General features: G+C 38.9%; 25 protein-coding genes. 11 read left to right on the forward strand and 14 right to left on the reverse strand.

Annotated features, from left to right (window positions below):
- Positions 1-135 precede the first annotated feature (135 nt).
- From PQG52_RS08640 to PQG52_RS08655, 4 genes are all read left to right on the forward strand, one after another.
- Positions 136-657, forward strand: coding sequence for a hypothetical protein (locus tag PQG52_RS08640; protein ID WP_271829035.1), 522 nt, complete (start codon positions 136-138; stop codon positions 655-657).
- 492 nt (positions 658-1149) lie between these two features.
- The gene (locus tag PQG52_RS08645; RefSeq protein ID WP_271829036.1) at positions 1150-1890 is read left to right on the forward strand and encodes a hypothetical protein; all 741 of its coding nucleotides are present in this window, start codon (positions 1150-1152) and stop codon (positions 1888-1890) included.
- A gap of 73 nt (positions 1891-1963) precedes the next feature.
- Complete coding sequence (locus PQG52_RS08650; RefSeq protein ID WP_271790643.1) at positions 1964-2146, forward strand: hypothetical protein; 183 nt, start codon at positions 1964-1966, stop codon at positions 2144-2146.
- 61 nt (positions 2147-2207) lie between these two features.
- Positions 2208-2762 (forward strand): YdcF family protein, encoded by a 555-nt coding sequence (locus PQG52_RS08655; protein WP_271829037.1) that lies wholly within the window; start codon positions 2208-2210, stop codon positions 2760-2762.
- 2 nt (positions 2763-2764) lie between these two features.
- Here the strand turns inward: PQG52_RS08655 and PQG52_RS08660 are convergent, their stop codons facing one another.
- From PQG52_RS08660 to PQG52_RS08675, 4 genes are all read right to left on the reverse strand, one after another.
- Positions 2765-3745 (reverse strand): AEC family transporter, encoded by a 981-nt coding sequence (locus PQG52_RS08660; RefSeq protein WP_271790641.1) that lies wholly within the window; start codon positions 3743-3745, stop codon positions 2765-2767.
- A 67-nt stretch (positions 3746-3812) separates the two neighbouring features.
- The gene (locus tag PQG52_RS08665; protein ID WP_271829038.1) at positions 3813-4292 is read right to left on the reverse strand and encodes a hypothetical protein; all 480 of its coding nucleotides are present in this window, start codon (positions 4290-4292) and stop codon (positions 3813-3815) included.
- 17 nt (positions 4293-4309) lie between these two features.
- On the reverse strand, positions 4310-5422 hold the full coding sequence (locus PQG52_RS08670; protein ID WP_271829039.1) for a DUF3142 domain-containing protein: 1113 nt from the start codon (positions 5420-5422) through the stop codon (positions 4310-4312).
- Between the two features lie 50 nt (positions 5423-5472).
- Positions 5473-6576 (reverse strand): lytic transglycosylase domain-containing protein, encoded by a 1104-nt coding sequence (locus PQG52_RS08675; RefSeq protein ID WP_271829041.1) that lies wholly within the window; start codon positions 6574-6576, stop codon positions 5473-5475.
- A gap of 175 nt (positions 6577-6751) precedes the next feature.
- Here PQG52_RS08675 and PQG52_RS08680 point away from each other — a divergent pair, with 175 nt between their 5' ends.
- Positions 6752-8107: a hypothetical protein gene (locus PQG52_RS08680; RefSeq protein ID WP_271829042.1), complete on the forward strand. Its 1356-nt coding sequence runs from the start codon at positions 6752-6754 to the stop codon at positions 8105-8107.
- Positions 8108-8123: 16 nt separating this feature from the next.
- Here the strand turns inward: PQG52_RS08680 and PQG52_RS08685 are convergent, their stop codons facing one another.
- From PQG52_RS08685 to PQG52_RS08710, 6 genes are all read right to left on the reverse strand, one after another.
- The gene (locus PQG52_RS08685) at positions 8124-8675 is read right to left on the reverse strand and encodes an SPOR domain-containing protein (RefSeq protein ID WP_271829043.1); all 552 of its coding nucleotides are present in this window, start codon (positions 8673-8675) and stop codon (positions 8124-8126) included.
- Positions 8676-8768: 93 nt separating this feature from the next.
- Positions 8769-9188 carry a DUF1489 family protein gene (locus PQG52_RS08690; RefSeq protein WP_271829045.1) on the reverse strand — a complete coding sequence of 140 codons (420 nt, stop codon included), beginning with the start codon at positions 9186-9188 and terminating at the stop codon, positions 8769-8771.
- A 33-nt stretch (positions 9189-9221) separates the two neighbouring features.
- Entirely contained in the window at positions 9222-10394 is a 1173-nt protein-coding gene (hemW, locus tag PQG52_RS08695) for a radical SAM family heme chaperone HemW (protein ID WP_271829047.1), read from the reverse strand.
- 5 nt (positions 10395-10399) lie between these two features.
- Positions 10400-12340: a potassium transporter Kup gene (locus tag PQG52_RS08700; RefSeq protein ID WP_271829175.1), complete on the reverse strand. Its 1941-nt coding sequence runs from the start codon at positions 12338-12340 to the stop codon at positions 10400-10402.
- A 246-nt stretch (positions 12341-12586) separates the two neighbouring features.
- Positions 12587-13267, reverse strand: a complete 681-nt coding sequence (locus tag PQG52_RS08705; protein ID WP_271829048.1) for a YggS family pyridoxal phosphate-dependent enzyme — start codon at positions 13265-13267, stop codon at positions 12587-12589.
- A 54-nt stretch (positions 13268-13321) separates the two neighbouring features.
- Entirely contained in the window at positions 13322-14113 is a 792-nt protein-coding gene (locus PQG52_RS08710; protein ID WP_271829049.1) for a glycosyltransferase family 2 protein, read from the reverse strand.
- Between the two features lie 161 nt (positions 14114-14274).
- On the opposite strand from PQG52_RS08710, the gene PQG52_RS08715 reads away from it, so the two are divergent.
- The 4 genes from PQG52_RS08715 (at position 14275) to PQG52_RS08730 (ending at position 19470) form a co-directional block, all read left to right on the forward strand.
- Positions 14275-15537, forward strand: coding sequence for an RsmB/NOP family class I SAM-dependent RNA methyltransferase (locus PQG52_RS08715; protein ID WP_271829050.1), 1263 nt, complete (start codon positions 14275-14277; stop codon positions 15535-15537).
- 146 nt (positions 15538-15683) lie between these two features.
- Positions 15684-16355 carry a ribulose-phosphate 3-epimerase gene (rpe, locus tag PQG52_RS08720; RefSeq protein WP_271829051.1) on the forward strand — a complete coding sequence of 224 codons (672 nt, stop codon included), beginning with the start codon at positions 15684-15686 and terminating at the stop codon, positions 16353-16355.
- Positions 16356-16398: 43 nt separating this feature from the next.
- Positions 16399-18324: a heparinase II/III family protein gene (locus tag PQG52_RS08725; RefSeq protein WP_271829052.1), complete on the forward strand. Its 1926-nt coding sequence runs from the start codon at positions 16399-16401 to the stop codon at positions 18322-18324.
- A gap of 9 nt (positions 18325-18333) precedes the next feature.
- Complete coding sequence (locus PQG52_RS08730) at positions 18334-19470, forward strand: glycosyltransferase family 4 protein (RefSeq protein ID WP_271829053.1); 1137 nt, start codon at positions 18334-18336, stop codon at positions 19468-19470.
- Here the strand turns inward: PQG52_RS08730 and PQG52_RS08735 are convergent.
- The 4 genes from PQG52_RS08735 to PQG52_RS08750 all read right to left on the reverse strand — a co-directional run bounded on the left by PQG52_RS08735 (position 19467) and on the right by PQG52_RS08750 (position 23335).
- Positions 19467-19832 (reverse strand): DUF4186 domain-containing protein, encoded by a 366-nt coding sequence (locus PQG52_RS08735; protein WP_271829054.1) that lies wholly within the window; start codon positions 19830-19832, stop codon positions 19467-19469. The two genes, PQG52_RS08730 and PQG52_RS08735, sit on opposite strands and share 4 nt — an antisense overlap.
- Before the next feature lie 434 nt (positions 19833-20266).
- Positions 20267-20761, reverse strand: a complete 495-nt coding sequence (locus tag PQG52_RS08740; protein WP_271829055.1) for a hypothetical protein — start codon at positions 20759-20761, stop codon at positions 20267-20269.
- A 271-nt stretch (positions 20762-21032) separates the two neighbouring features.
- A complete protein-coding gene (locus PQG52_RS08745) occupies positions 21033-22553 on the reverse strand; it encodes an APC family permease (RefSeq protein WP_271829056.1) in 1521 nt (506 codons plus the stop codon).
- A 119-nt stretch (positions 22554-22672) separates the two neighbouring features.
- Positions 22673-23335 (reverse strand): alpha/beta hydrolase, encoded by a 663-nt coding sequence (locus tag PQG52_RS08750; protein ID WP_271829057.1) that lies wholly within the window; start codon positions 23333-23335, stop codon positions 22673-22675.
- A gap of 256 nt (positions 23336-23591) precedes the next feature.
- Between PQG52_RS08750 and PQG52_RS08755 the strand changes: the two genes are divergently transcribed.
- Positions 23592-24689, forward strand: coding sequence for a cysteine desulfurase family protein (locus tag PQG52_RS08755; protein ID WP_271829058.1), 1098 nt, complete (start codon positions 23592-23594; stop codon positions 24687-24689).
- Positions 24690-24712: 23 nt separating this feature from the next.
- Complete coding sequence (locus PQG52_RS08760) at positions 24713-25867, forward strand: cysteine desulfurase family protein (protein ID WP_271829060.1); 1155 nt, start codon at positions 24713-24715, stop codon at positions 25865-25867.
- Positions 25868-25871 lie beyond the last annotated feature (4 nt).

Genomic DNA, 25871 nt, shown 5'->3' on the forward strand with positions numbered 1-25871 from the left:
AAAAATTAATCAATAGAGCAACTCATCTTATTTACTCTATTTTTAATAATGAATTCAAAGACTTTTTTAAGAATAAACATTACACTTTCATAACTCTTTTGAATGGCGCTGTATTTCTTAATAAAGGAAAAAACTATGTCTAAAGTCACGGGTGGGATTTGTATTCCACACTTAAAACAAAAAATTATCACGCCCGCATTGAATTATCTGAGTGTTGGTGGGTCACGAGCCATTAACCAAGTTACAGGAACGTTCTTGGCAGAGGGATATGCTGGAGGAGTTACCTATTTAAAACAAATCGGCAAAGAGGCCCCGCAAGTTGGTTCCATGCAGATGGAGCCAGCAGCCTATAATGATATTTGGAAGAACTTTCTGAGTAATCCAAAACCCAGCCACCTTGTATCCTTGCTTAAAAATATAGCTGGCTCTTTTAACACCGATAATAATGGTATCCCCAAAGCAGAAACAATGATTGGCAACCTATTCTTTGCAGCAGCAATGTGTCGTGTGTTTTATTTGCGAATTCCCACCGCATTACCATTTGCGACAGATGCCACCGCAATGGCTCGGTATCACAAACGATATTATAACACCGCCCAAGGCAAAGCCGTCTGGAAAGAGAATGTTGATTGGTTACAGCAGGCGATTGCTGCTTGAGTTGAATTATATCGATCTATATATATAATAGTATATGTCGGTATTATTGTAGGTATCAAAAAAATATTTAACTAAAAATTATTAATATATAAGGTTTAAAGAATAGAATTCGATGTCCGCCGTGGACACCATTAATTAATTTTATTAAAATTGAATATAAGTATTTGTATATTAAAAAGAGTATTATTCAAACTATAGTTGTTTTGATCAAGCATGTATGGTAGTATAAACAAGATGGTATTTTGTTGTTTATAATAAATGATAAGATATAGTCCATCATATATTTATTGTTAACATTAGTTCGATAATGTTATATAAAAGAGCAGCTATTTTGAACAATTTAATACCAGAAATAGAAAGCGCATATTGCGCTTTTTTTGTTTTTCTGAGGCATTGTTTAATAAAGTAAGTAAAATATTGTAATTTATAAGAAAATTGATTTTAACGAGAGCTCTTAATAAATATATTTTTATTTTTTAAGAAAGAAAAAACATGACAGATGTAGCGAATAAAAATTTATCATTAGTAACATGTGATAATGCAGGTCTAGTGATTAGCCATGATGCGCATAATGAGATGAATTCATTAACCTTAAAGACCAATGATGCAGGGCTAATGATTGATACCATTTTAAAAGAAGACGCCAAAAGAACAAGTCTGCAAAGTGGTTATTGTGTGGTTGATTTGAACTCTACCCCTCAATATAATCATTATCGTTCAATTGTACAAGCAAACCAAGCCCGTTTAGATATTACTTTTAATGATACGCCTAGCCATTATTATTCAGTAGTTAATTTGCAATCTTTAGGATCAAATTTAATTTTGAATGGTTCCGAGGGAGCTTCTGATGCAGGTGAAGTTATTAATTCTTATCAATTTTTAGCATCAGCAGGTAGATGCTCATTAGAATTTTCAAGTATCATGTCCGATAATCCTTCAGATAGTTGCAGTGTGTTTATTGGTGATGGAATGCAATTGCAAATGATGAACCGTGCTGATGATCAATCTTTACAATTGTTAATACAAGGAGATCCTGTATTAACAATTGACGCCAAAGAGGGTATTTCTTTATCTGGGACCGTTAAAGTTGGTCAATTAGTTGTATCCCATAAAAACACAATCGAAACACAGGGGTTATTGGAAGGAACTCAAGCATGGGATCCAGTATCTAAAAAACCTTGTTGGTGGAATGGGGAACAATGGGTCGATGCAACGGGTACTATATTGATTTAACCTGTTGAATTATTTGAGGCATGAAATGGGGCGCAACAGCGTCTTTTTTTATGCCTTTTTGATGGAGGATAAAATGAATCATTCCGACTTGATGATGCAAATTTTTCAAAGTTTCTTGGATGTTATTCCAGGGGATATTGCAGGAAATATAGTAGCTGTGGTCACGAGTGTTGCGACTATGTATAAGTTGATTGCTCGATATATGAAAAAGAAAACACTGCAAAAAAGAAGATTTAAACGGTTATATTTTTTATAAGTATGGTATGTTTCAAACTTTATCATTTGTTCATATTCATTCATGTTGTTTGTATTTATTTATGTTTAAACTGATTTGTTCTGTTATTATTTTATATTGTCTAGTAATGCTGTTTATTATTATGGGTGGGATTAGAGATCACTTATTCAAAGCAGATTTGATGGTTGTTTTGGGAACCAAAGTGGAACGGGACGGCACTCCGAGCCGCGGGCTAGAAGCACGATTGAATAAAGCAATCAGCGTCTATCAACAAGGATATGCACCTGTTATTTTAGTCAGTGGTGGCACAGGGCTAGAGGGATATAATGAAGCCAGTGTTATGGCACAATATTTGGTGGATCATGGTATTCCTCAACAAGCGATTATTCAAGACAGTCAAGGTGTGAATACCCGATCAACTGCCAAGAATACTGATGAATATATGCAAAAAAATCATATGAAATCCGTAATTATCATTTCTCAATATTTCCATATTCCACGTACAAAATTGGCATTTCAAGTGATTGGCATTGATAAAATTGGACAAGGTTCACCCAATTATACTTCTTGGCGTGATTTTTTCTCTGTTCCGCGTGAAATGTTGGGATATCCAGCCTATTGGTTAAATCTGAAATAAAATCAGTGAACAGATAGATTAAGAAATCCGATCAAAATGGAAACGGTGATAATCATGGTAAAAGTAGAAATTGCTAGAATGGATGCAGATTCTTCTTGATATTGTTTATATTGGTTGCTGAGTAAAATAATCATGGGACCGGAAGGCATGGCGCATAATAATAGCCCCTCATTAAAAATCGCTGTTCCTGATTTTAATAACCAGAGAGAGGCTATGCCAAAGAAAGCAGCAGGCAAAGCAATATCCTTGATTAGGGCAAAACCGATACATTCTTTTGTTAATCGAAACCGATTGACTGCCAATGTCATCCCTGCAACAAAGATGGCAATGCCAGAAGTGGCTTTGCCAATTAGAAAGCAGGTATCACTGATAAAACTGGGTAATTTGACCCCACAAAATAATAAAATAATCCCTAGTAAAGGCGCCCACACATAAGGACAATCTATAATTGCATGATAGATAGAGCTTCCGATAAGTTGATAGATTGGTTTTTGCTGTGTGGCACTTTGTTTTTCCAGTTCAATTTCGATGATAATGGTTGCCAAAGGAATTAATGCCAAATTAATGACCAAAGCAATCATGCTGATGGCGACACTGCTGTTATGTCCATATAAAGGATCCAGCAATGCGGGGCCATAGAATGGACCTGCTGAAAAACTGCCGCCCAGACCTGCTAATGAGGATTGAATAATATTTCTCTTAAAAACAATTCTGGCAACGAAAAACCCAATTAAATAAATCAATATGGTGCTTAGTAATAGAGCTAGAAAGAGTAATAAAGCACCGTGTAGCTGTTCTTTGGAAACGCTGAGGGTTCCTGCAAATAATACAGGGGGTAATGTAATGGTTAAGACCAATTTGCTGAGAACAGAAATCGCATTGGCATTGTCACCAAAGATATTTCTTTTTGCTGAAAAAAATCCAAAAATGAGGATAAATATAATGGGAATAATGATCCCAACAGATTGTAATAAATGGTTCATAAAGCGCTTTTATCATTGAAATTAAGAAGGCAAAATAGTTTTATTAAAATTGAATATATAAATTTTGTTAAGGCTGATAGTCAGTAAAACAATTTTTGTCTATTTGATCATAGTTGTTAAGATAGTGCTCTTTTATGATTAAGGCAGAAACAGTAATATAATGTTGGAACTCTTGTTGTGTGTAAGATCGGAAGTGAGGGCTCGTTTTCTGAAAGTCAGATAATCGCCGATTAACTGCCGATTTTTCAAAAAAGGAAGTATGGGCAGGATTGGGATCGCCGATGATATAGGCACGTTCTTGGAAATAATTTGATAAATCGTAAAGCGCATAATCTGCAATCGCACATTTTTCTTTTGCTGGTTCATATATTGATGTATTTTTATAGCAATTTTCAATAGCTTTGGTGGCGTTATTGAGCCCTTGCTGATATATAATAGCAAGTATAAAATTCTCTGTTATTGCTAATATTTCGTTGTTGGTTCTCAGAGTGTGATCTCGAGCCATTGCTGCATTAGGAAGTACAATACAGAATGATATACATATCATTTTTAAAACATACATATTCAATCACATCGCATCCAGCCAATAACACGCTCTTGATGAGTATTCAAAGGTGCTATTTGCTTTGTTAAATTTAATATATATTTTCCTTGGTGATTGACCGATAATTGGTAAGGGAACAATCCATCTGCGGTCTTACATCTCAAAGATACAATAGATGGTAAGGGTAGCGCAATATTCCCTTGATTGACCAGCGTAATTTTTATTGCTTCAGGGGTGTTAGGATCAGGGATTTCTTTGACCATAATTTGTCCATGTAAATTTTGATGCTTAATCATTGCCATCCATGTATCAAGGCTCCAATTTCGTTGGTCGCTTGCGATTGGCAAGCGAAACCAAATGATTCCTCTAAGATTAATAGGTGTATTATGTTGTAATTGTTCAATTAACGCTCTGACTTGTTGAGGATTGCTGTATAATTCTTGACCAGATTTTCCTGTTTTAAAGTCATTTTCTCCTTCTATTGCATAAATCGTTCCGGATGGTGTGGTTTGTATTTTTAGACCATAGGTTGGTAATGCGACATAAAAAGGATGGTGTGTTAACCTATTCATTTTCTGAATATACATAAGTGCAGTATTGTTATTAAATAATCCAATATGGGGGTCATCAATACTGTGGACTTGCAAAACAGGATAAGGGACTTGCTCTGTCAATTCTGGGAACACAGGCGACCGCATCCAATCTGGGATCATGGTAATATTTAACCGCACATCTTTGGGCAGTTTTGCTTTTAAAGAGCGGAGTAATTGAATATATAAAGACAGTTTAGACGTTGGCCAATCCAGATCAAGCTCTATGCGATGGATGTGGTGGATTTGATAGGCAGGGGATTGTTGGATCAAATTTAAAACTTCGTCAACAGAAGGCAGAGGGCGTAAACGATCAAATCGATAGACAGCAGTTAAGGATAAATGGGTTTCTTGTAAGTGATCGAATTGAACGGATGGATAAATGACTTGTCCATCAGGTTCAAACTCACCTGCTAAAAACCGCCATCCTATGACATAGGGCGTGGTTTGTTCTATGGCTGGTTGTAAATATTGATTCCATTTTTTCTGCCAAATATAGACTTCTTGTGGCAAAATACGGTGGCTGTGGGTGCTGTAGGTCAAGCAAAACAGCAGACAGATACATACAAATTGTATCAATCGATAACAATATTTTATTGTACAGTAATACAATTCATCCCTTTTTGTTTAAGCTGACGACAGGCCTGAATTGCTGATATTTGGCTAATCCCTGTTAATCGTGCGCGATAAAGTGTAGTTCCATTTTTATTGACGCTTTCTATAGATGGGTTGGCGAAAGAGAAACTATCTGCTATTTTTGATTGTGCTTTGGCGGTGGCTTGTTGTGCTAAACTGACTGAGGGATAGGCACCCACTTGAATACCCCAATTGCCTTTGGAAGAAGATGCAGTGGGGGCATAAGCAACTTGTACAATATTGGGGCGGGGTCGTGATTGGGTTGGATAAATAGGAGTCATCGGTTTATAAGTTGAGCCACCCTTTAAACTCCTTCTTATCCGAGGCTGAACGGTATTTTGTGCAACCATTGTCGTTGGCGCATAGGATTTTGGAGTGTAATAGGCCCCTAGGGGTAAAGGTGTCTTTGATTTAGAACGTCTGGATGATCCACTAGCATATTTAGCAAAAGGCCCACTCATTGGAACATCATTGCCAAGTTTAGCAGATACTGCGGTTAAATATTGTTTGGTTGCTTTGGGTAAAGAGGAGCCGTGTTTTAAATGATTGCTGAGTGTGCCAGGTCCACCATGATACGCAGCAACAAATCCAGGCGCGCCAAATTGGTTATATAAAATACGAATATACGCCGTGCCAGCCATAATATTATCTTGTGGATTATAGGGATCTTTGCCCAGCTTATATCGTTTTGCCATATCGCGATAGGTTGGGGTTTTCAATTGCATTAACCCTTTGGCACCATGAGGTGAGGTAATCGGGCGTTTATTATAATATTGATATCCACGGGATTCTTGTATTATTACGGCTCTGATCCATTGATCGGGAACATTAAACCGTTGTGAGGATTGGTTAATATAAGGTCCCCAAGGATCAGCAGGTGGTCCTGGTGGTCGCCATTCTGGGTGACTGTCCATATAATTGCTGTAACGTGATGAGACAACGCCGCTTTTATTCTTATTACCGCCACTCCCACAAGCAGTTAATAAAATAAGTGCCAAAACTGGTGAAAAACGTAAGACATATAATAATGAATGATATTGTATCTTGTGATGGATTTTCATTCTTATTCTAACCTTAATTAAGCAATTATGTATAGGTATATCAGAGAATGATTGTTTTGTTAAAGTCATATTCAGTTTTTATAAAAGGAGATGATCTTGTATGATTATTAAAATGTCATTATTTGCAAGAATAAATTATGATATCGTGGCTAGGAAACGCCGTAATAAAGGATAGATGATGATTATTTTCGAGGGCGAAGAGCTGTTGTTACATTTTCATGAGGCAGAGAGTGATTATATTATCATTAGTTTTGCGTCAGCAGATCAAACAGAGCAGGCATATAATCGTTATTTTCTGCAACCGATTGCCGAAAAATATCATTTATCTTGTGTGGGAATTACAACGAAGATTGATAATTTTTATCAGCACTCTGATATGCATCATATTATTCCTTTATGTAATGAGATTACACAATATTACAAAAAAATAATCATCATTGGTCTGTCTATGGGAGCTTATGCTGCGTTAAAATTCTCAGCAGCTCTGCACGCTAATATTGTTTTTGCAATGGGTGCTCGATACACGTTGGATGCACAGATTGCGCCTGTCTGCCCGATTATGCAACGAACGGTTGATCGGTTGGATCCATATTCTATTCAGGAAACCACGATTCAACCCGATGAAGTTACAGGGAAACTCTATATTGCCCATGATACTTACCATGGAATACCAGGCTATAACGATATCGATCATCAACATGCCAATAAAATTATAGAAAATTTACCCAATAGCGTGCTTGTGCCTGTGCCATTTGCTCATCATTTAGTTGTGAATAGCTTAAAAGGATCAGAAGAATTTAAATCTATTTTGGATATGTTAGTGACAGAAGAAGACCATCATGTCATTCGTAGAGTGGCTGAGGTTCGCAGGCATCATATTTATAATATTTATAGCAAGATCCTAATACTTAAAGATCGTTATCCTTTGTTGATTTATAAATTATTGATTAGCAAGGCTTTGGCACAAGTGAAAAATAATCATATTGTCTATGATGATTACGTCCGTCATTCATCCGTCATTTACCAGCTAGCAATGCGTGGATATATAAAAGAAAGCCGTTCATTGTTGCAAAGTTATTTTTTAAGAGGTTTTTTGTATTGCAGTTTATATGAAGCCAATCAAATCAATGAACAATTTGAACTTCATCCCAATCCATTGTTGAATCAATTGCATTACCTAGTGGCGCATAGCGGTCGTTTACTTGCTTTTGATCAAATTCAGAAAAAAATTACGACAACACATATATTCATGCATGACACTCATCTTGTTCCTTTACGGCTATATAAAAATCAGCTTGTTTGTGTGTGGAAAGAAATGATGTTTACATTGAGATATAATGAGCAAGCAATCTCTTTGGTGCCTTTTGATGCTGATAACCAAGCGAATGATATGCTGGTGATCGAGAAACAGGATCAAACAGTGATTATCTATACCCCAGAACGCAAATCATGCTTTCATGTAGATCTTGAAGGTAATAGCGAGTTCTGTCATGTCGAACCAAGAGAGTGGGAAAAATTCGCAGTAATTTAGAGGGAAAGTTTCAAACTTATCTCGTGATGATGCAAGACATCTGTTGTTGTTTTAATTCAGTACATGCTTGAGAGGCATAGTTTGCTGTTAATCCAGAGAGTTTCACACGATACAAAGACTGACCATTTTTAGGGATTGTATCAATTTGTGTTGTTGCGGAGGAAAGCAAAGAAGGTGCCTTTTGACGGGCTTGGCTGGCAGCACGATTGGCAACTACTTCAGATGAAAACGCCCCTATTTGGACGGCGTAATTGCCTTGGCTGGTGGCCGTGTTGCTGGTGCTATAAGAGGATGAAGGTAAAGATGCCTTTTTCTTTACTTTACGCGATGATGAATTATTGCTTGTTGGCGTATACGCCCCAGTGTTACCCGAAGAGGGTGACAAGATAATAATCGGTGGCTCTTTTGGAGAAGATGAGGGAACAATACGTTCATTAGGGGTTACCTTCAACGGTTCCGACGCGGGGTCTTTTTTACCACAGGCTGCAAAACTTAACAAAATCATCAAAGGAAGAAAGCGAGCGAAGTATAATGGACGAGCAAGACTAAATCTGTGAATAAGAACCATTATGAAACTCTTTAAAATAAAGAAACGATTATTCATATATATCAGAAAATAACAAAGTGCTTCAATTTATATTTATGGTTTCACCTTATAATTTTATAGTAAGGCAAGTTCTTCTAATTCCTTGCGAAGTTTGACTGGAATATCAAGCAGTTGAGCTCCACTAATACTCAAGTCAATCGGAGCATCTTGTGGCTTTAAATATCGCCATCCTTGAAAAGGACGCATGGCAATGGATTGCGTGCGAATAATTCCTGGTTCTAACAAAATTAGTGTGCATGGATTGCCGTTATCTCTTTTGCTGGGGATAAAATCTTTGATGAGTTGACGACAGCATAAAGAGCCTTTGATGACCCGATATAAGGATCCACCTTGTAAAATATCTTCAACTTGTTTAGGAGGGAAGCGGGTTAACGTATAAGGATAGCCATTATTATCCTTGGCTAACCGCAGGTTAATTTGTTGTAATTCTTCAATATCTGTAACACCAACAGCAACTTTCATGATATGCAGCATTAAAAACCCCTTTCGTTACACATATAGTGTATATTATTTCAGGAGAGCCTCCAAGATCGCATTCAGGCGTAAACGGCCTTGAGGTGTCGTTTTAAGGCACTTTTGATCCCAAGAGAGAAAATTTTCTTCAACCAATGCACTTAACATGGACATATTCACTGCATCTGTTAAAGCCATACCACACCTTCTTTCAAATTGCTGTGCTTGAACACCCTTTATTAACCTTAACCCCATAAGCAGCATTTCTTGTGCTTTCTCGGCGGGGGTCAATGCCTCTTTGACTGACAAAGCATGTCCGTTCTGTTGCACATGTTCCAACCATTTAACAGGATTTTTATGACGTTCTGTGGCATATAAAGTTTGATCCAAAGTCACCCGACCATGTGCCCCTGGCCCAATGCCGATATAATCTTTATATTTCCAATAGGTTAAGTTGTGACGGCTTTCTGCACCAGGTTTGGCATAGTTTGAAATCTCGTAAGCCTGTAACTCATATTGGCTTGTAATCATTTCCGTAGTGGCCAGCATTGCTGTGCTGAGCTCTTCATCAGGTAACGTGATCTTTCCCTGGCGGTATTGTTTGGCAAAAATCGTGCCTGGCTCGATGGTTAATTGATACAAAGACAAATGATCGTGCGTCAAAGCTAACGCTTCTTGTAATTCGTTTTCCCATTCTTGAATGGTTTGACCTTCACGTGCGTAAATGAGATCAAAAGAAATCCTGGGGAAAATTTTCTTGGCGATGGTTAATGCTTCAATTGCTTGCCCAACAGAATGTTCTCTGCCCAATGCTTTGAGGGCAGTGGGGTTTAAACTTTGAATACCCAACGATGCTCGGTTAATCCCCGCATGATAAAAATCTTTAAGCTTTTGATTTTCAACACTGGTTGGGTTGGCTTCTAGGGTTATTTCCAGATTTGCAGATACAGGTAGTAAAGAGGTCGCAGTATCAATCAATATCTGGGCAGTGGAGGGTAACATTAGAGAGGGCGTTCCCCCACCAAAAAAGATAGAAGTCAGGGGAACTTTGGGAATTTCAGCTAAGGTTGTTTGCAATTCTTGCACCAAGGCTTTGGCATAAGCCTCTTGTGGGATTTGTTCAGCAACATAGCTGTTGAAATCACAATACGGACATTTGGCAAGGCAAAAGGGCCAATGAATATAAAGCCCAATGCCTTGTTGCGTATGTTGAATTGTTGCTTTCATCTCTATTAGATAGATACGCGCACGGCTAATTCAACCACACGATCCGCAGGAATGCGTAAGAAGTCTGTCACAGGGCTGGCATTTCTGTTCATGAACATGAAAATTGCCATCCGCCATTTGCTCATCTTTGGAATAGAAGCAGGAACGATTTGCTCTCTGGTTGTAAAATAAGAAGCTTGTAAAGGATCAAAGAAATCTAATTGAGGTTGAGATTTTAGCAGTTCCAAAACTTTTGGCAAATTAGGCATTTCCATAAATCCATATCGCACAATAATTTGATAAATATTGGGCGCAAGCTGACGCATGGCAATACGATGGCCGTATTCTGCCTCGGGTTGCTTTAAGTTTTCAATCGTTACGAATAGAACATGGTCATGCAAGACTTTATTATGCCGTAAATTATGAATCAAAGAATTTGGGATGGACATCGGGTCTGGCGTCATGAAAATCGCCGTTCCAGAAACGCGGGTAATTTTCCCTTGAGGTAAACGAGCTAAGAAAGAAGCAATCGGCATCGCATCTTGAGCACGTTTTTTAATAATGATATTTCGTCCTTTGTTCCAAGAGGTCATCATAATGGTTAAACAAATACCAAGCAATAATGGCACCCAGCCACCTTCGGGAATTTTTAACGCATTGGCGGTAAAGAATGGAATGTCAATACAGAAGAAAATACCAAATATGATCGCAACTTTATAGGCTGGCCATTTATAAAGTTTATGGAACACAACGCAAGATAACGTGGTTGTACAAATAAATGTCCCAGTCACCGCAATACCATATGCTGCTGCCAAAGCTTCGGATGATCTGAAACTGACAATAAGTAATAAGGCACCAATCATTAAAGCATGATTTACGTCAGGAACATAGATTTGCCCTTCTTCATGAGCATTCGTATGTAAAATACGTAATCGTGGGAAATATCCAAGTTGGGTTAATTGTTTAGCAAGAGAAAAGCCGCCTGAAATTCCTGCTTGGCTGGCAATCACAGTGGCAAAAGTTGATAAAATAACCAAAGGTATATTAAACCAATGAGGGGCTAAGTAAAAGAAAGGATTACTTAATGCATGCGGATTGGTCAAAACCAATGCACCTTGACCCAAATAATTTAAAGTCAATGCAGGCAGTACAAAGAATACCCATGCATATCCAATCGGTTTTCTACCAAAATGTCCCATATCTGCATAAAGCGCTTCGGCACCAGTGACCGCTAACACAACAGATCCCAAGGCCAAAAATGCCATCCATTCATGATGGATCACAAAAGAAACAGCGTAATATGGGGATAAAGCAACAAGGACAAAAGGATGTTGTATCACTTGCAACAATCCCAAAATACCAATCGTGCTGAACCACAGGAACATGACTGGGCCAAATATCTTGCCGATGCGTTCAGTTCCTTTGCTTTGCATACAAAATAAACCAAAAAGAATGATTAGTGCCATTGGTACAATAAATTCTTGAACGCTTGGTAAAGAAACTTCTAGCCCTTCAATCGCTGATAAGACTGAAACGGCTGGTGTAATCATTCCATCCCCAAAGAAGAGACAGGTTCCAGCAATCCCAACCATACCCAAGGCGACTTTGCCAGTGGTGTTTTTGGTAACACGTTGTGCCAAAGACATTAATGCCAATATGCCGCCTTCGCCATTATGGTCGGCACGCATTACCAGCATTACATATTTCACGGTCACAATCAAAACCAAAGCCCAGAAAATCAAGCTGATAATCCCAAATATTTCCCAGCGTTGTAAATCAGCGTGATGATTGGAAACAACCCCCATTGTTGCACGGAATGCATAAATAGGGCTTGTACCGATATCACCATATACAACCCCAAGAACGGTCATCAAGATCGCTGCATTTATGGGTTTCACTTTATGTTCTGGTTGATCTGTTCCAAATTCAGTGATTTGGCTTTCTTCATCCAGTGAAGGAAGAACCATAACATCGCCTTGTATCTCTTCTGTTGGTTCTGGAACAGCATCACCATCAGCAGAAATAATCACAGATTTTGCATCATCAGCTTTTGTCGACGATGATTCGTCTTTGTGATGATTATCCTCTTCGTTTGAAGAATCAGTCATGTAAAGAAACTCCACATATATTCATAATCGCTACAGATTATTCAACAATAACTGTAAGCCAAAACAAACGACACATATAGCTTTTTATATGTTTTGAAAAGTTTTTTATATTTTTACGAGCCGATCCCCAAAGATAGCAGAGCCCACCCGCACGAGTGTGGCACCACACGTAATCGCGTCTTCGTAGTCAGCAGACATCCCCATAGAAATTTCAGGTAAGTCATAGTGATGGGCGAATTTGGCCAGTTGTTGGAAATAGGGAACAGGATGATGACCAACGGGGGGGATTCCCATCACACCTTGTATTTTGCAGCCAAATTGTTTCAGACAGAGCTCTATGAATTCATTTGCTTCGGAAGGTAAAATCCCTGCTTTTTGTGGCTCTTGTCCGATATTAATTTGAATAAATAAGTTAGGGCATCGCCCAGTTTTATCAATTGCTTTTTGTAAGGGGTTTAGCAAAGCAACGCGGTCAATTGTTTCAATGACGTTAGCAATTTTAACAGCATCGAGGATTTTATTGGTTTGGATAGCACCGATAATATGTAATTGAATATTAGGATGCGCTTCAATCAGAGGCGTGAATTTTTCCTTGGCTTCTTGAATACGGTTCTCACCAAAAGTAAAATGATGATGGTCAATTACTGATTGAATGGCTGTGATCGGGTTAAATTTCGATACCACAACTAATTGAATATCGTTGGGTTGACGACCACAACGCAAAGCGGCTTGCTCGATATTTTGTATAATTTTATCAAGATTTTGTTGTATATTAATATCGTTCATTATAAAAATCAGTATAAATGGAAATTCTTTTTATACTAGAATGAACAGAATGCTTTATCCATCTTTTTTTTCCCATAGATGTTCGCGCAACTGTGTGATGTTGGCTTTACGTGCTTGGAATTTTTTTCTGAGATAACTGTAAAAAAACCAATCTTTTAGGAAAAAAGGTGTGAATTCATAAAGCATTTTTTCAAGTTTATTCCACTGAACCTTTTTACGATCTGCTCGTCGTTCAGAAGGCATACACCAATGTTTAGCAGAATAATATGTCTTTCCAACTTTAAGTAAACGATGGATAACTTCATGGTCCATCAGAACATATGGCCATATGTTTTGGTCAAATCCTCCGACTTGTCTTAAACTTTCTGTGCGGAACGTTTGGGCATATCCACCCGCATGGCATTGTTTGCTGAATATTTTTGATTTTCTGACAATTTTACGACATCTTTTCTGGCTTTGATAGTCGTAATAAGGGGCATAAATATCACAAGCCATTACCCCAACGATTTCGGGATCTTGTTCAAAGATATGATTGCAAAACCAAAGATAATAAGGGGGATAATAAGTATCGGCATCAATCGTGGCGACATAAGGTGTGTTAACGGCCTTTAATCCTGTTTGTAAGGCAAGGGTTTTTCCAGGCTTGGGTTCATATAGATAAACAACATCAATATCTGGATAGGCAGCTAATGTTTTCTTAGCAATCTCTTCGGATTCGTCATCGGATGCATTATTGATTAAAATTAATGTAAAATCTTTGAAATGTTGAGAGCAAATTGACTCTAGTGTGCCAGGCAAGAAATTTTTTTCGTTATAATAAGGCAGCAAGATAGACCATTTCTTCATGGTGAAAAGTAACGTTCCTTGTCGTGGTATATTAAAATAAAGATACTATAATAAGCAGAAATGTGGCATATTTAAGGGATGTAGGATTGAAAATATGTATTTAAAGAGTACAACAAAGAAAATCCCATCAAACCGAAAACTGTAAGATTAAGTCAGAAATAATGAATAAAGAAAAAGACGACACACGTCAAATCGCTTTTGAAGCACTTTGTCAAGTTTTGGAACGTAACCGTTCTTTGGATGCTGTTTTAGATCATCTATTATCTCGTCATGCGGATAGTCGGGACAAAGCTGCTGCTTATCGATTAATTGTGTGCTGTTTACGACAAAAGGGCGTATTAGAAGCCATTATTGAACCTTTATTACGACGAGCGCCCCCTCAGCCTGTTTCTGTCATTTTGTTGTTAGGTGTTGCACAAATTATATTTTTGGAAACACCAAGGCATGCGGCAATTAATACAACGGTGAATTTGGCTCGTAAAAACGGATTTTCTGGGTTTACAGGTTTGGTGAATGCGGTTTTACGTAAAGTCGCCGATCAAGGAAAAGAATGTTTAGAAGGGCTCGATCAAGAGCGTTTAAATTTACCATCTTGGTTATGGCAAGAATGGGATAAAGCAGGCTTTCATCCCCGCCAATTAGCGCAATGCTTGAATTATGAAGTGCCTTTGGATCTCTCCGTAAAAGCGGGTTTGTCTGCTCCAGAGGGTGGAACATTATTATGCGCAGATAGCTATCGTTATCCCGTCGGCACAAAGGTTAATCATTTGTCTGGATTTGAAGAAGGACAATTTTGGGTGCAAGATGTGGCTGCTTCATTACCTGCATATTTACTGAATGTGCAACAGGGTGAAACAGTCGCCGATTTATGTGCTGCACCTGGTGGAAAGACTGCTCAGCTCGTGATGGCTGGCGGACAAGTCGTGGCTGTTGAAAAAGATCCAAAACGCATTAAACGCTTAAAAGAAAATCTGGCTCGTTTGCAATTACAGGCAAAAATTGTGCAATCAGATGCCGCCCAGTTACAATATAAAGAAGAATTTGACGCAATTTTATTAGATGCCCCTTGTTCTGCCACAGGCATTTTCCGCCGTCATCCTGATGTGTTACATATTAAAAAACCCAAAGAAATTAGTGCTTTGGTGAATGTCCAACGTCAATTAATTCAAGCAGCGTTAAGATATTTAAAACCAGGCGGACGGTTAATGTATAGTGTATGCTCTCTACAAATTGCTGAAGCTGAAGAGCAAGCAAAATACATGTCCAGTTTACCTGAATTATCCCCTTTACCCTTAACCGTTGATGATGTGCCATTTTTACCTGAAAGCATCACCAAAGAAGGTTGGGTCAGGACATTGCCCTCTATGTGGTCAGAAAAAGGAGGATTGGATGGATTTTTTATGGCTAGATTTATAAAAAAATGATTTACTATGATATATAAATGCAACGTTGCTGTAAAATCTGAAAAATCGGTGATTTTGCATGAATATCATATTTCTTTTTATTTGATTCGATGTCATTTTATTAGAATAAAGTTTGAATCCTTTTATTATTTAAAAACGGAGTTTTTATGCCAGCTTTAGCCGTTCCTCTCATTGCCCCAAGTATCCTTTCTGCAGACGCTGCTCGTTTTGGTGAAGAAATCAAGGCTGTTGATGAACAAGGCGCGGATTGGATCCATTTGGATATTATGGATGGGCATTTTGTGCCGAATATGACGTTTGGCCCTTCGGTTATCAAGGCGTTGCGTCCATATAGTAAGCTTCCTTTTGATGTGCATCTGATGATTCAACCTGTTGATTTGTTTATCGAGCCTTTTGCCAAAGCAGGGGCTGATCAGATCTTGTTTCATATCGAAGCAGGGCCTCATGCACATCGTACCTTGCAAACAATCAAATCGTTTGGAATCAAAGCAGGGATTGTATTATGCCCATCAACGCCAGCACAGGCAATCTCTGAAGTCTTGGATATGGTGGATACGATTTTGGTGATGACCGTTAATCCAGGGTTTGGCGGACAAAAATTTATTTCAAGCCAGCTACCAAAAATACAACAGATTCGTGAAATGGCTGATGCCACAGGACGGGATATTCGTATCAGTGTTGATGGTGGTATTACAGAGGAAACAGCACCATCAGTCATTAAGGCAGGGGCAGATGTTTTAATTGCTGGCACGTCGGTTTATGGTCAAAAAGATTACCGTCAAGCGATGAACGCTTTGCGTGGAACAGATAGAAAATAGCAATTATTTATTATCTGTTAAACAAAAAGGGGGGCAGGTTAGGATGGCTTTACAAAGCATGCTACGAAAAATGCGGCTGTCTTTGGCACGTTTGCCCCCCGTTGGTTATGGTAAACTGCCGTTAAATCCAGCCTATTTCCTGCGTGATTTGTGGAATGGGGATTCTATTTATGGAATGCATCTGACCAAAGGGGAATTGATTTACAAAGATTATATCATTCCTTTGCAACCAGGATTATGGGGTAAACAAAATATTCCTGTTGATGGGTTATGCAAGATTTACGATTTTTCTTGGTTACGTGATTTGCGAGAATTTGGCACCGATAACGCCAGATTATGCGCCCGAGCATTAATTGTCGATTGGATGAGCCGTCCTCCTAATACCCAACATAAGGTCGCTTACCGAGGGGATATTTTAGGAAAACGACTGACAAATTGGCTGGGGCACTACGATTTTTTTGCGTCTTCAGCAGATAAAGCATTTAAACAACAATTTTTACATCGCGTTATGATAGAGGGACGGTATATCACAGCGATGTTGCCCCCAACTGCTGGCAGTCATTATGCGTTTGCGATGTTAAAAGGGGTCATGGCGGTTTCTTTATGTTTGCCAGAACAATTTGATTTATCCACTAAAATAACCCGATGTTTAAAGAATGAGCTGGCCAACCAAATTCTGGAAGATGGCGTTCATATAGAGCGCAATGCTGAAATCCAATTAATGGTGTTACAAGATTTGGTTGAAATCAAATTAATGTATCAACTTACTAAACAACGACCACCCAATGAATTAACTAGTGCTTTGGATAATCTGAGCAGAGCATTAAGAGCACTACGCCATGGTGATGGTGGACTGGCTCTATTTAATGGATCAAACGAATCAAATCCGCAATCCATTGATCGTATTTTATTTCATGCAACCCAAAAACGCGTTGCGATGACCAATATGACCAAAGGGGGATATATTCGTTGTTATGCCAACAGGGCGACTTTGTTGGTTGATAGTGGAACACCTGCGGACATTGGCCGTAGAAGTAAGCATGCAGGGTGTCTTTCTTTAGAATTCTCGGTAGGTAAACAGCGTGTTTTTGTCAATTGTGGGGCGGGTGAAACCAAAACATGGCGATCAATTTTGGGATGTACTGCTGCGCATTCTGTACTTGATTTGAATGGCACGGATTCAGTGGAATTCGTTCAAGGTAAAGTGACCCCTCATTTCGAAGCCGTTGCTAAACACCATATGGAAGAGGGTGCACATCTTTTAGAGATGGGGCATAATGGGTGGTTAAAACGTTATGGGGTTATTTATCAGCGAATTATTTATTTATCATCAAATGGTCAAATCTTGAAAGGCGAAGAGCGTATCGATGGCCCTCAACAATATCCTTTTATGGTTCGTTTTCATCTTCATCCTTCTATTGTCGTTGAAGAGGATTTCATTGAGTTTGTCAATGGTAAGCCCGAGCATGTTTATGCGTTGATGGCTAATAATCCCCATGAAGGTCGACAAATTTGGTGGTTTCGATTTTCTGGTGCAAATGCAAGAATAGAAGAAAGCGTCTATTTTGGCAGCGGCAGCCGTGTATTAAGTAAACAAATTGTGTTATATGTAACGGTTCCAGAGAAGAAAAATAAGGATGAGGTCGTTTCTGTTCAAACAGAATTATTATCTAAGACAGATGAAACACACAAAGTCGATACTCAAACGGTATTGACCGAGCAACCAGAGGAAAGTTCAGATTATGTGGCTATTTTTCATAATAAAAACAATGATCAAGGAAGTGGGCAGGAAAGCGATCCTGCTTTACATTCTGAAACTGTGCTTGAAACAACTGTGCCGCAAGAAACGGTAATATCAGAGCCGACAAAGAATCACGAAAAAGAAAAGCACGCTCTTGAAACGGATAACCCCATAGAAGAAGTTGATGCACCGCAAATTGTTCGCTGGGCGTTGCACCGTAAATTATAGATTATCATTATGAAAATTCTTGAAGTCACTAATGTTGATTTTTCATTATATCAATTTTTGTTGCCCTTAATGCGCTCTTTAAAAGCACAAGGACATGGGGTCATTGGCGTTTGTGCAGAAGGGGATTTATTAACCAAGGTTCGGCAAGAGGGTTTTGACATTCAGACAGTGCCTTTTATTCGTTCGTATGCGCCCGTCGGTCAAATAAAAGCATTATGGGCAATTTATAGAATTATCAAGCAGGAAAAACCTGATATTGTTCATGCACATATGCCGATTAGTGGTTTTTTAACCAGACTAGCAGCGTTTTTCTGTGGTACGCCGATCATTGCTTATACATGTCATGGCTATTTATTTAATCAAGCAGGACAAGGGGTTAAGTCTTGGATCAGACGCGGATTATCGTTTGCTTTGGAATGGTCTGCTGGACAAATCACTGATTTATACATGACGGTTTCTGCCGAAGAAGCCAAAGATGCTAAAAAATTAAGAATACACTCACAACCTGTTTATATTGGGAATGGCAGAGATCCTGTAAAATTTGCACCAGATTCAACCATTCGTTCTGCAATACGTCAAGAGATTGGGATTGATGACGATAAAACAGTGTTTTTAATTGTTTCTCGCTTAGTGCGTCATAAAGGATATCCTGAATTATTAGCAGCATTTATGGCACTTGCTGTACGAAATAAGAATATTGAACTGTGGATTGTTGGGGAAAGATTATCTTCCGATCATGGACATGCGTTAGATCGTGCATTTGACACCGCCAAAGAAAAATTAGGTGATCAGCTTCGTTTATGGGGATACAGAGACGATATTGACCAATTGATGAAAGCGGCGGATGTTTTTGTGCTACCCAGTCATTTCGAAGGGTTACCTATGTCTATTGTTGAGGCAATGTTGTCGGAATTACCCGTCATAAGCACCGCAATTCGTGGCCCACGTGAACAAGTAGAGCATAAAAAGACGGGGTTATTAGTGCCTGCCGGCTCAGTGCAAGAATTGGCAAAGGCGATGGCATGGATGATTGAATATCCAAAGGAACGTCAAGCAATGGGTCGGCTTGGTCGACAACGTGGCGTGGCGTGTTTTACAGAAGAGCAGCAATTACAAAAAGCAATGAAATTATTATTGTCTTATTAGTGTTTTTGTAAATCCTGTATTAACCATAATTGAATGACGGATAGAATATAAGTTTGCTCATCTGAGGTCAAAGGACGTTTTTGAGCAATCTGATGCCATTTTTGCAGGCATCCTCGGTAACAAGTTGCTGTAGCGTGTTGGGCGATAAAAACGGGATGCCCTTTCCAAGGGGTTTGCTTGCCATCATTTTTAGGCTCTGCTGGAGCAAGTCGCTGCGCGATAAAATCATGCGCATGAGACATAATTTTATCCATTCCTTGTCGATCTAGATACGCGAGTTCCTTGTCTTTAAACGTAAAACGAGCGCGAAATGCAGAATTATGTAATCGTTTCAAAATATCATGAGGTGAGGGAAGAGGCATGTTTGCGAGTTTCTTGTTATATTTTGTGGGGAGTTTCCTTGTCGAAAGGATTAGTGTGTTAATGTATTTCAGAATATAATTTTTTTATCGAACCATACATTCCCTCATGCTCGACTTCCCCAAAATGAGGATTCATCATTAATATAAGAGATAATACTAGAATATGATTTTTAGGGCCTGTTAATCCATCGCCATCATATTTTTTCAGGAAAAAGTAGGCTCAACGTCATCGGGTTTGACGTATTACCCCATGAACAGAATGGGCATTAGATCATGATTAATTTCATGTCCCTTTTGCAAGAATTTGAAATAAACTCCATTTGTTCTTCAGATATTATGGATTTTTTTTACATTGATTGCATATTAAATCCACGTCAACTTTATTTCGTCCAACCACAAGTAGTCTCAATTTTATCATACCAATATAACGTTTGTTATTTCTTACATCCTTCGGTAATACCTTTATAAACAGGATCAGCACCTTGTTGTAAATAAGCCAAGATTTGTGGGCTGTTATAGATATAAAACCGTGGCATATCACCCAATAATTGTAATCGTTTAACCACAGAGACAAAATTTAAATAGGATTCAGTGCCACTGACTGGGATATTTTTATCAGCGATCACTTCTGAAGGTTTCCTGTCTAATACAGAAAGATCCGCTTTGTTATCTTGGATCAATAGTTTGGCAATCGTGATGTCCCCTAAGACGCACATATCGATGGTGACACTGGTATCTTTGGTATTTTCGTAACATTTTTCTACCGCCGAGCTCAATCCTTGTAACCCATTTTGACAGTAAGGAGGGGTGAATTGTTTAATAGCCGTTTCAATTGTCAAAGGCAGCATCGCAACAGGTGCAGGCACTGCATGAGCCGTCAAAGGGAAAAACAATAGTAAAGAGATAAAGGGCAGGTATTTTTTAATCATAATCGTTATGTTTCAATTCATCGTATATAGGGTCAGAATAGTAAGTTACTGTTTATTCTATGAAATATAAAGTTTTTTTACCCTTTGTTTTTTATTCAACTCAGGTGAGGATACCAAATTTTTAGAGATATCTTACACAGCTGAATAAATCGATGGTAAAAACCAACAGGATTATTACAAAATATTTCTATTCAAGTATAGCAATGATAACTGCGATGCGATGGCATAAATTGTGCGCTTCGTTCGTATAATTCTTATGAACAAATATGGACTAAGTTTCATCAGATGATTGGATTTGCTTTCCTAGTACAGAATGCTTTCGACCATAGCTGTAATATCCAAAAAAACCAACCAATGCATAGGAAACTAATAAAATCATTGGAATAGGGTTATGATGAAATATAGATGCAACCATATCAATCAATAGCGGAACAATCATTGTTAAACAGCAAATAATGCCTAATAATGGAACATATCCAATCCATATTCCTTTTATTCTAAAACCTCCAAAAGGTACTTTAAAAGGACGTGGTAAATCTGGATGTGCATTCCGCTGCCAGATAACGGTTAGGCATACAATACTAAACGCAGTGGCAGTCCCAAGGCTGACCAAATCGCTAATAATATCTATAGGCAAAAAAGCAGTGGCAACGGAAACGCATAAGCCCAAAATGAGCGTGCCTAGCCAAGGCGTTTTGTATTGAGGATGTAATTTACAAAATGCAGGGGGTAATAATCCGTCTTTTGCCATGATGAAAAAAATACGGGTTTGACCATATAATAATACCAACATAACAGAACATAGCCCAATAACAGCGCTGATTTTCAAGGTCCATGTTAAGAATGGAATATTGATATAATTGGTGGCAATCGCTAATGGATCGGAAACATTTAATTGTTTGTAAGGCACGACACCGACTAAAACAAAAGCAACCCCAATATAGATTAAAGTGGATATAACCAAGGAGGCAATAATGCCAAAAGGAATATCAGTTTGTGGTTTTCTTGCTTCTGATGCGGCGGTAGAGACGGCCTCAAAACCAATATAAGCAAAAAATATGGTCGATGCAGCTCTGAATATTCCTGTTGTCCCAAAATTCATAGTACCTGTTGATTCAGGGATAAAAGGGGTTAAATTCACAGGGTTAATATAGAAAATTCCAATGGCAATAAATAATATTAAAATTCCAACTTTTAATGTCACGATAATTCCATTGATTGTTGTAGATTCTGAAACACCAAATAATAAGGCAATTGAAGCAATAATAACCGAAATTGCACCAACCAAGTCAATCGATTTGGTAACCATAATTCCTTTGCCATATCCTTCGGGTGATGGTTGAAACATCGGATGATGGATAAAGGAAGGTAGATTGATATGAAAATCTTGTAGCAAAGAGGCGCTATAACTTGAAAAGCCAGAGGCTACGGAAACGGCTGAAATCCCATACTCCAACAGTAACAGCCATCCAACTGCCCATGCAAACTTTTCACCTAATGAAGTATAAGCATAACTATATGCAGACCCCGCAACGGGGATTGTAGAAGAAAGCTCACCATAAGAAAGTGCAGCAAAGAGACAAGCAATTGCGGCAATAATGAAAGATAATACAACAGCCGGTCCTGCGAAATTAGCTGCGGCAGTACCTGTCATAACGAAAATCCCTGCACCGACTGTGGCACCTACTCCAATGGTGGTAAGACGCCAAGGGCCTAAACAACGACGCAAACCGTGGGAGTTCGCTTCTTTTGTAATTTGTTCAAGGGATTTACGTTTTGAAATAAGGGACATACTTAAAATTTAATTGGCGGTAAAATCAGTTCTTCATTGAACAACTGATTTACTCGTGAAATGTAAAACAGTAATCGTCAAAGCACGCTGTTTAATAAGGCGCTCTTTGACGAAAAATATTAATCTGGTAGCGATTCTTTGCGTTGTTTAATGATGTCTTGGACATGTTCTTCAATCGCTAGACCAATTTTATCTGCTTCATTAGCAAAAATATGATTGGCTTTTGGTAAGATACGGTAGTCTACATCAATGCCTTTTTGTGCATTCAGCTTTTCAACAAGTTTATCGATTTCCCCAATAGGTACTATTGTGTCGGCTTCACCTGCAATCATTAACCCACCACAAGGACAAGGAGCCAGAAAGTTAAAATCATAATGATTAGCAAGCGGGGCGACGCTGATCCAGCCTTGGATTTCAGGGCGGCGCATCAAAAGTTGCATCCCAACGAACGCACCAAAGGAATATCCGCTGATCCAGAGTTCATTGGAGTTTGTATTGGCCATTTGCAACCAATCCAACGCAGCGGCCGCGTCAGAGATTTCACCAATGCCACCATCATATTCCCCCTGAGAGCGTCCAACCCCCCGAGAATTATAACGTAATACAGAAAAACCCAAATTTTGAAACGTTTGATACATCGTATAGGTAATACGATTGTTCATTGTTCCCCCTTGCAAGGGATGTGGGTGAAGAATTAACGCAAGAGGGGCGTTAGGTTCATGAGAATGATGATACCGCCCTTCAAGACGACCTGCAGGACCTGCAAACATTACCTCTGGCATATAATTATCCGTTAGTTAGATATAATGATAAACTGGATTGTTGGAAAATAATCACAGAGCTTACTTCTATAAAACGATTTTATATAAAGGAAAAGCATTTTTAAAGAATTTAATCATCTCACTGTGATTAAATTACATAATATTCGTCTTATTTTGTCATTTTATAATAAGTTATGAAATTATCCTTTTTTTCCTTGAGAAAATATTGGTAAATTTAGTAAACTAACTGACCATTTTCCTATATTGAAGATTTAAAATGAATAAGCCTGTTTATCTAGACGCGAATGCCAGCGAACCTGTTCGAGATTCTGTTATATCAGAGATGGTCAAAGCGTTGCATATCACGGGCAACCCTTCTTCTGTTCATGCGATGGGGCGGCGTTGTTATCATATGATCGAGGATGCACGTGAAGTGGTTGCAGATCATTTCGGTGGCGATGTTCAAAATTGTATCTTTACCTCTGGTGGAACAGAAGCCGATATTTTGGCGATTCATGGACAAAAGCAAGATCGCCCCCTATGGGTTGGTGCAACGGAACATCCCGCAATCAGTCAAATTGATTATCCTAAAACCATTTTACCCGTGACTCAGCAAGGTATTGTTGATCTGGGCTTTTTAGAGCAATCACTCCAACAGGCGGAAACGCCACCGTTGGTCTGCTTAATGCTGGCGAATAGTGAAACGGGCGTGCTGCATCCTATCAAAGAAGCAGCGGAACTGTGTCATCACTATGGTGCTTTGCTGCATGTCGATGCGGTTCAGGCCGCAGGGCGTGTAAAAATTGATCTGTCAGAATTGGGCGCAGATAGCTTGGCGATTTCTGCTCATAAAATGGGTGGGCCTAAAGGAATTGGCGCTTTATTATTGGCATCAGGAAATATCAGAGGGGCTAAACGATTAGATCCTTTGTTTATTGGCGGTGGTCAAGAACAAGGACGTAGAGGCGGGACGCAAGCATTACCAGTGATCGTCGGAATGGCGGAAGCTGTAAGGGCTTCTTATATTCAAGATCGAACGGCTATTATTAAAATGCGCGATGCGATTGAAGCGGCAGCGAAAAAGCACGGTGCCGTGGTTTGTGGAGAGGGTGCCAAGCGGTTGGATAATACGTCTTGTTTAGCATTCGAAGGGAAATCAGCCCAGCAACAGTTGATGGCCTTGGATATGGCAGGGTTTTGCGTGTCGACGGGATCGGCTTGCTCTTCTGGAAAAGTAGCAAAATCGCCCGTATTGATCGCCATGGGATTACAGCGTTTGGCTGGCTATAGTATTCGTGTTTCTTTGCCTTGGAATATTACCGAACAAGAAACAGAACGATTTATAGAGGCTTATTGTCGAATAGTTGCTTCATAAAGAGTTATAAAGGTTGAGATATCTTGGATCAATGTATCTATTTAGATTATCAAGCGACTACCCCTTGTGACCCACGAGTCGTCGAGGCAATGTTGCCTTATTTCACCAGTTCTTTTGGCAATGCCCATTCGGATCATGCGTTGGGGCAACAAGCCTATCATGCGGTTGAATACGCACGAGCGCAAGTTGCTGGATTATTGGACGTTTTACCTGCGGAAATTATTTTTACTTCTGGCGCGACAGAAGCCAATAATATCGCCATTCAAGGGGCTGTTAAATATTTACTAAAACAAGATAATCCAGCGCGAAGAGTCATTACGGTTTGTACAGAGCATAAAGCTGTCTTGGAAACCATTCATTCTTTGACCGAATGGGGGATTGAAATTGTTATTTTGCCCGTTGATGATGAAGGGTTGATTGATCCAGAGCATTTAAAAGAAGCCTTAGAAACGCCAACATTATTGGTCAGTATCATGGCTGCTAATAATGAAACAAGTGTATTGCATCCTATAGAAGCATTAGCTCGAATTGCGCATGAATATGGGGCTTTGTTTCATTGTGATATGGCGCAAGCGATTGGTAAAATCAGTCCTTGGTCATTTCAACATATTGATCTTGCATCATTATCAGGACATAAACTCTATGCTCCCAAAGGAGTTGGTGCCTTATATATCAGCCGTAAACCCAGAGTGAGGGTGTCTGCTTTGTTTCATGGTGGTTACCAAGAAAGAGGGATTCGTTCTGGAACGTTGGCTGTGCCTTTGATTGTTGGATTGGGGGCTGCGTGTGAGATTTTACAGCAAAAGGGAAAGGAAGAAATTTCACGCTTAGCTCAGTATAAACAACAATTTTTAGAGGGACTACGTAAGGCAATTCCAGCCGTAAGGTTAAACGGTTCTTTGGAAAAAACTTTGCCGAACAGTATGAATTTATGGTTTCCTGGGGTGCAAGCTCTTGATCTTTTCAAAAAAACGCCTCATTTATATTTATCAACAGGATCTGCTTGCACGATGTCTTCTTTGATGCCGTCTTATGTTTTATTGGCGATGGGTAAGTCAAAAGAACAAGCATTACAAAGTTTGAGATTATCGTTTGGTCGGATGACAAATTACCCTCAAATACAGCAAGTTATTGATGCTTTATCTTGTGCTTATGAAGATATTATGGCAGGAAGATAATCAT

It is taken from the genome of Commensalibacter communis, assembly GCF_947179105.1.
GTDB classification, from domain to species: Bacteria; Pseudomonadota; Alphaproteobacteria; order Acetobacterales; family Acetobacteraceae; genus Commensalibacter; species Commensalibacter communis.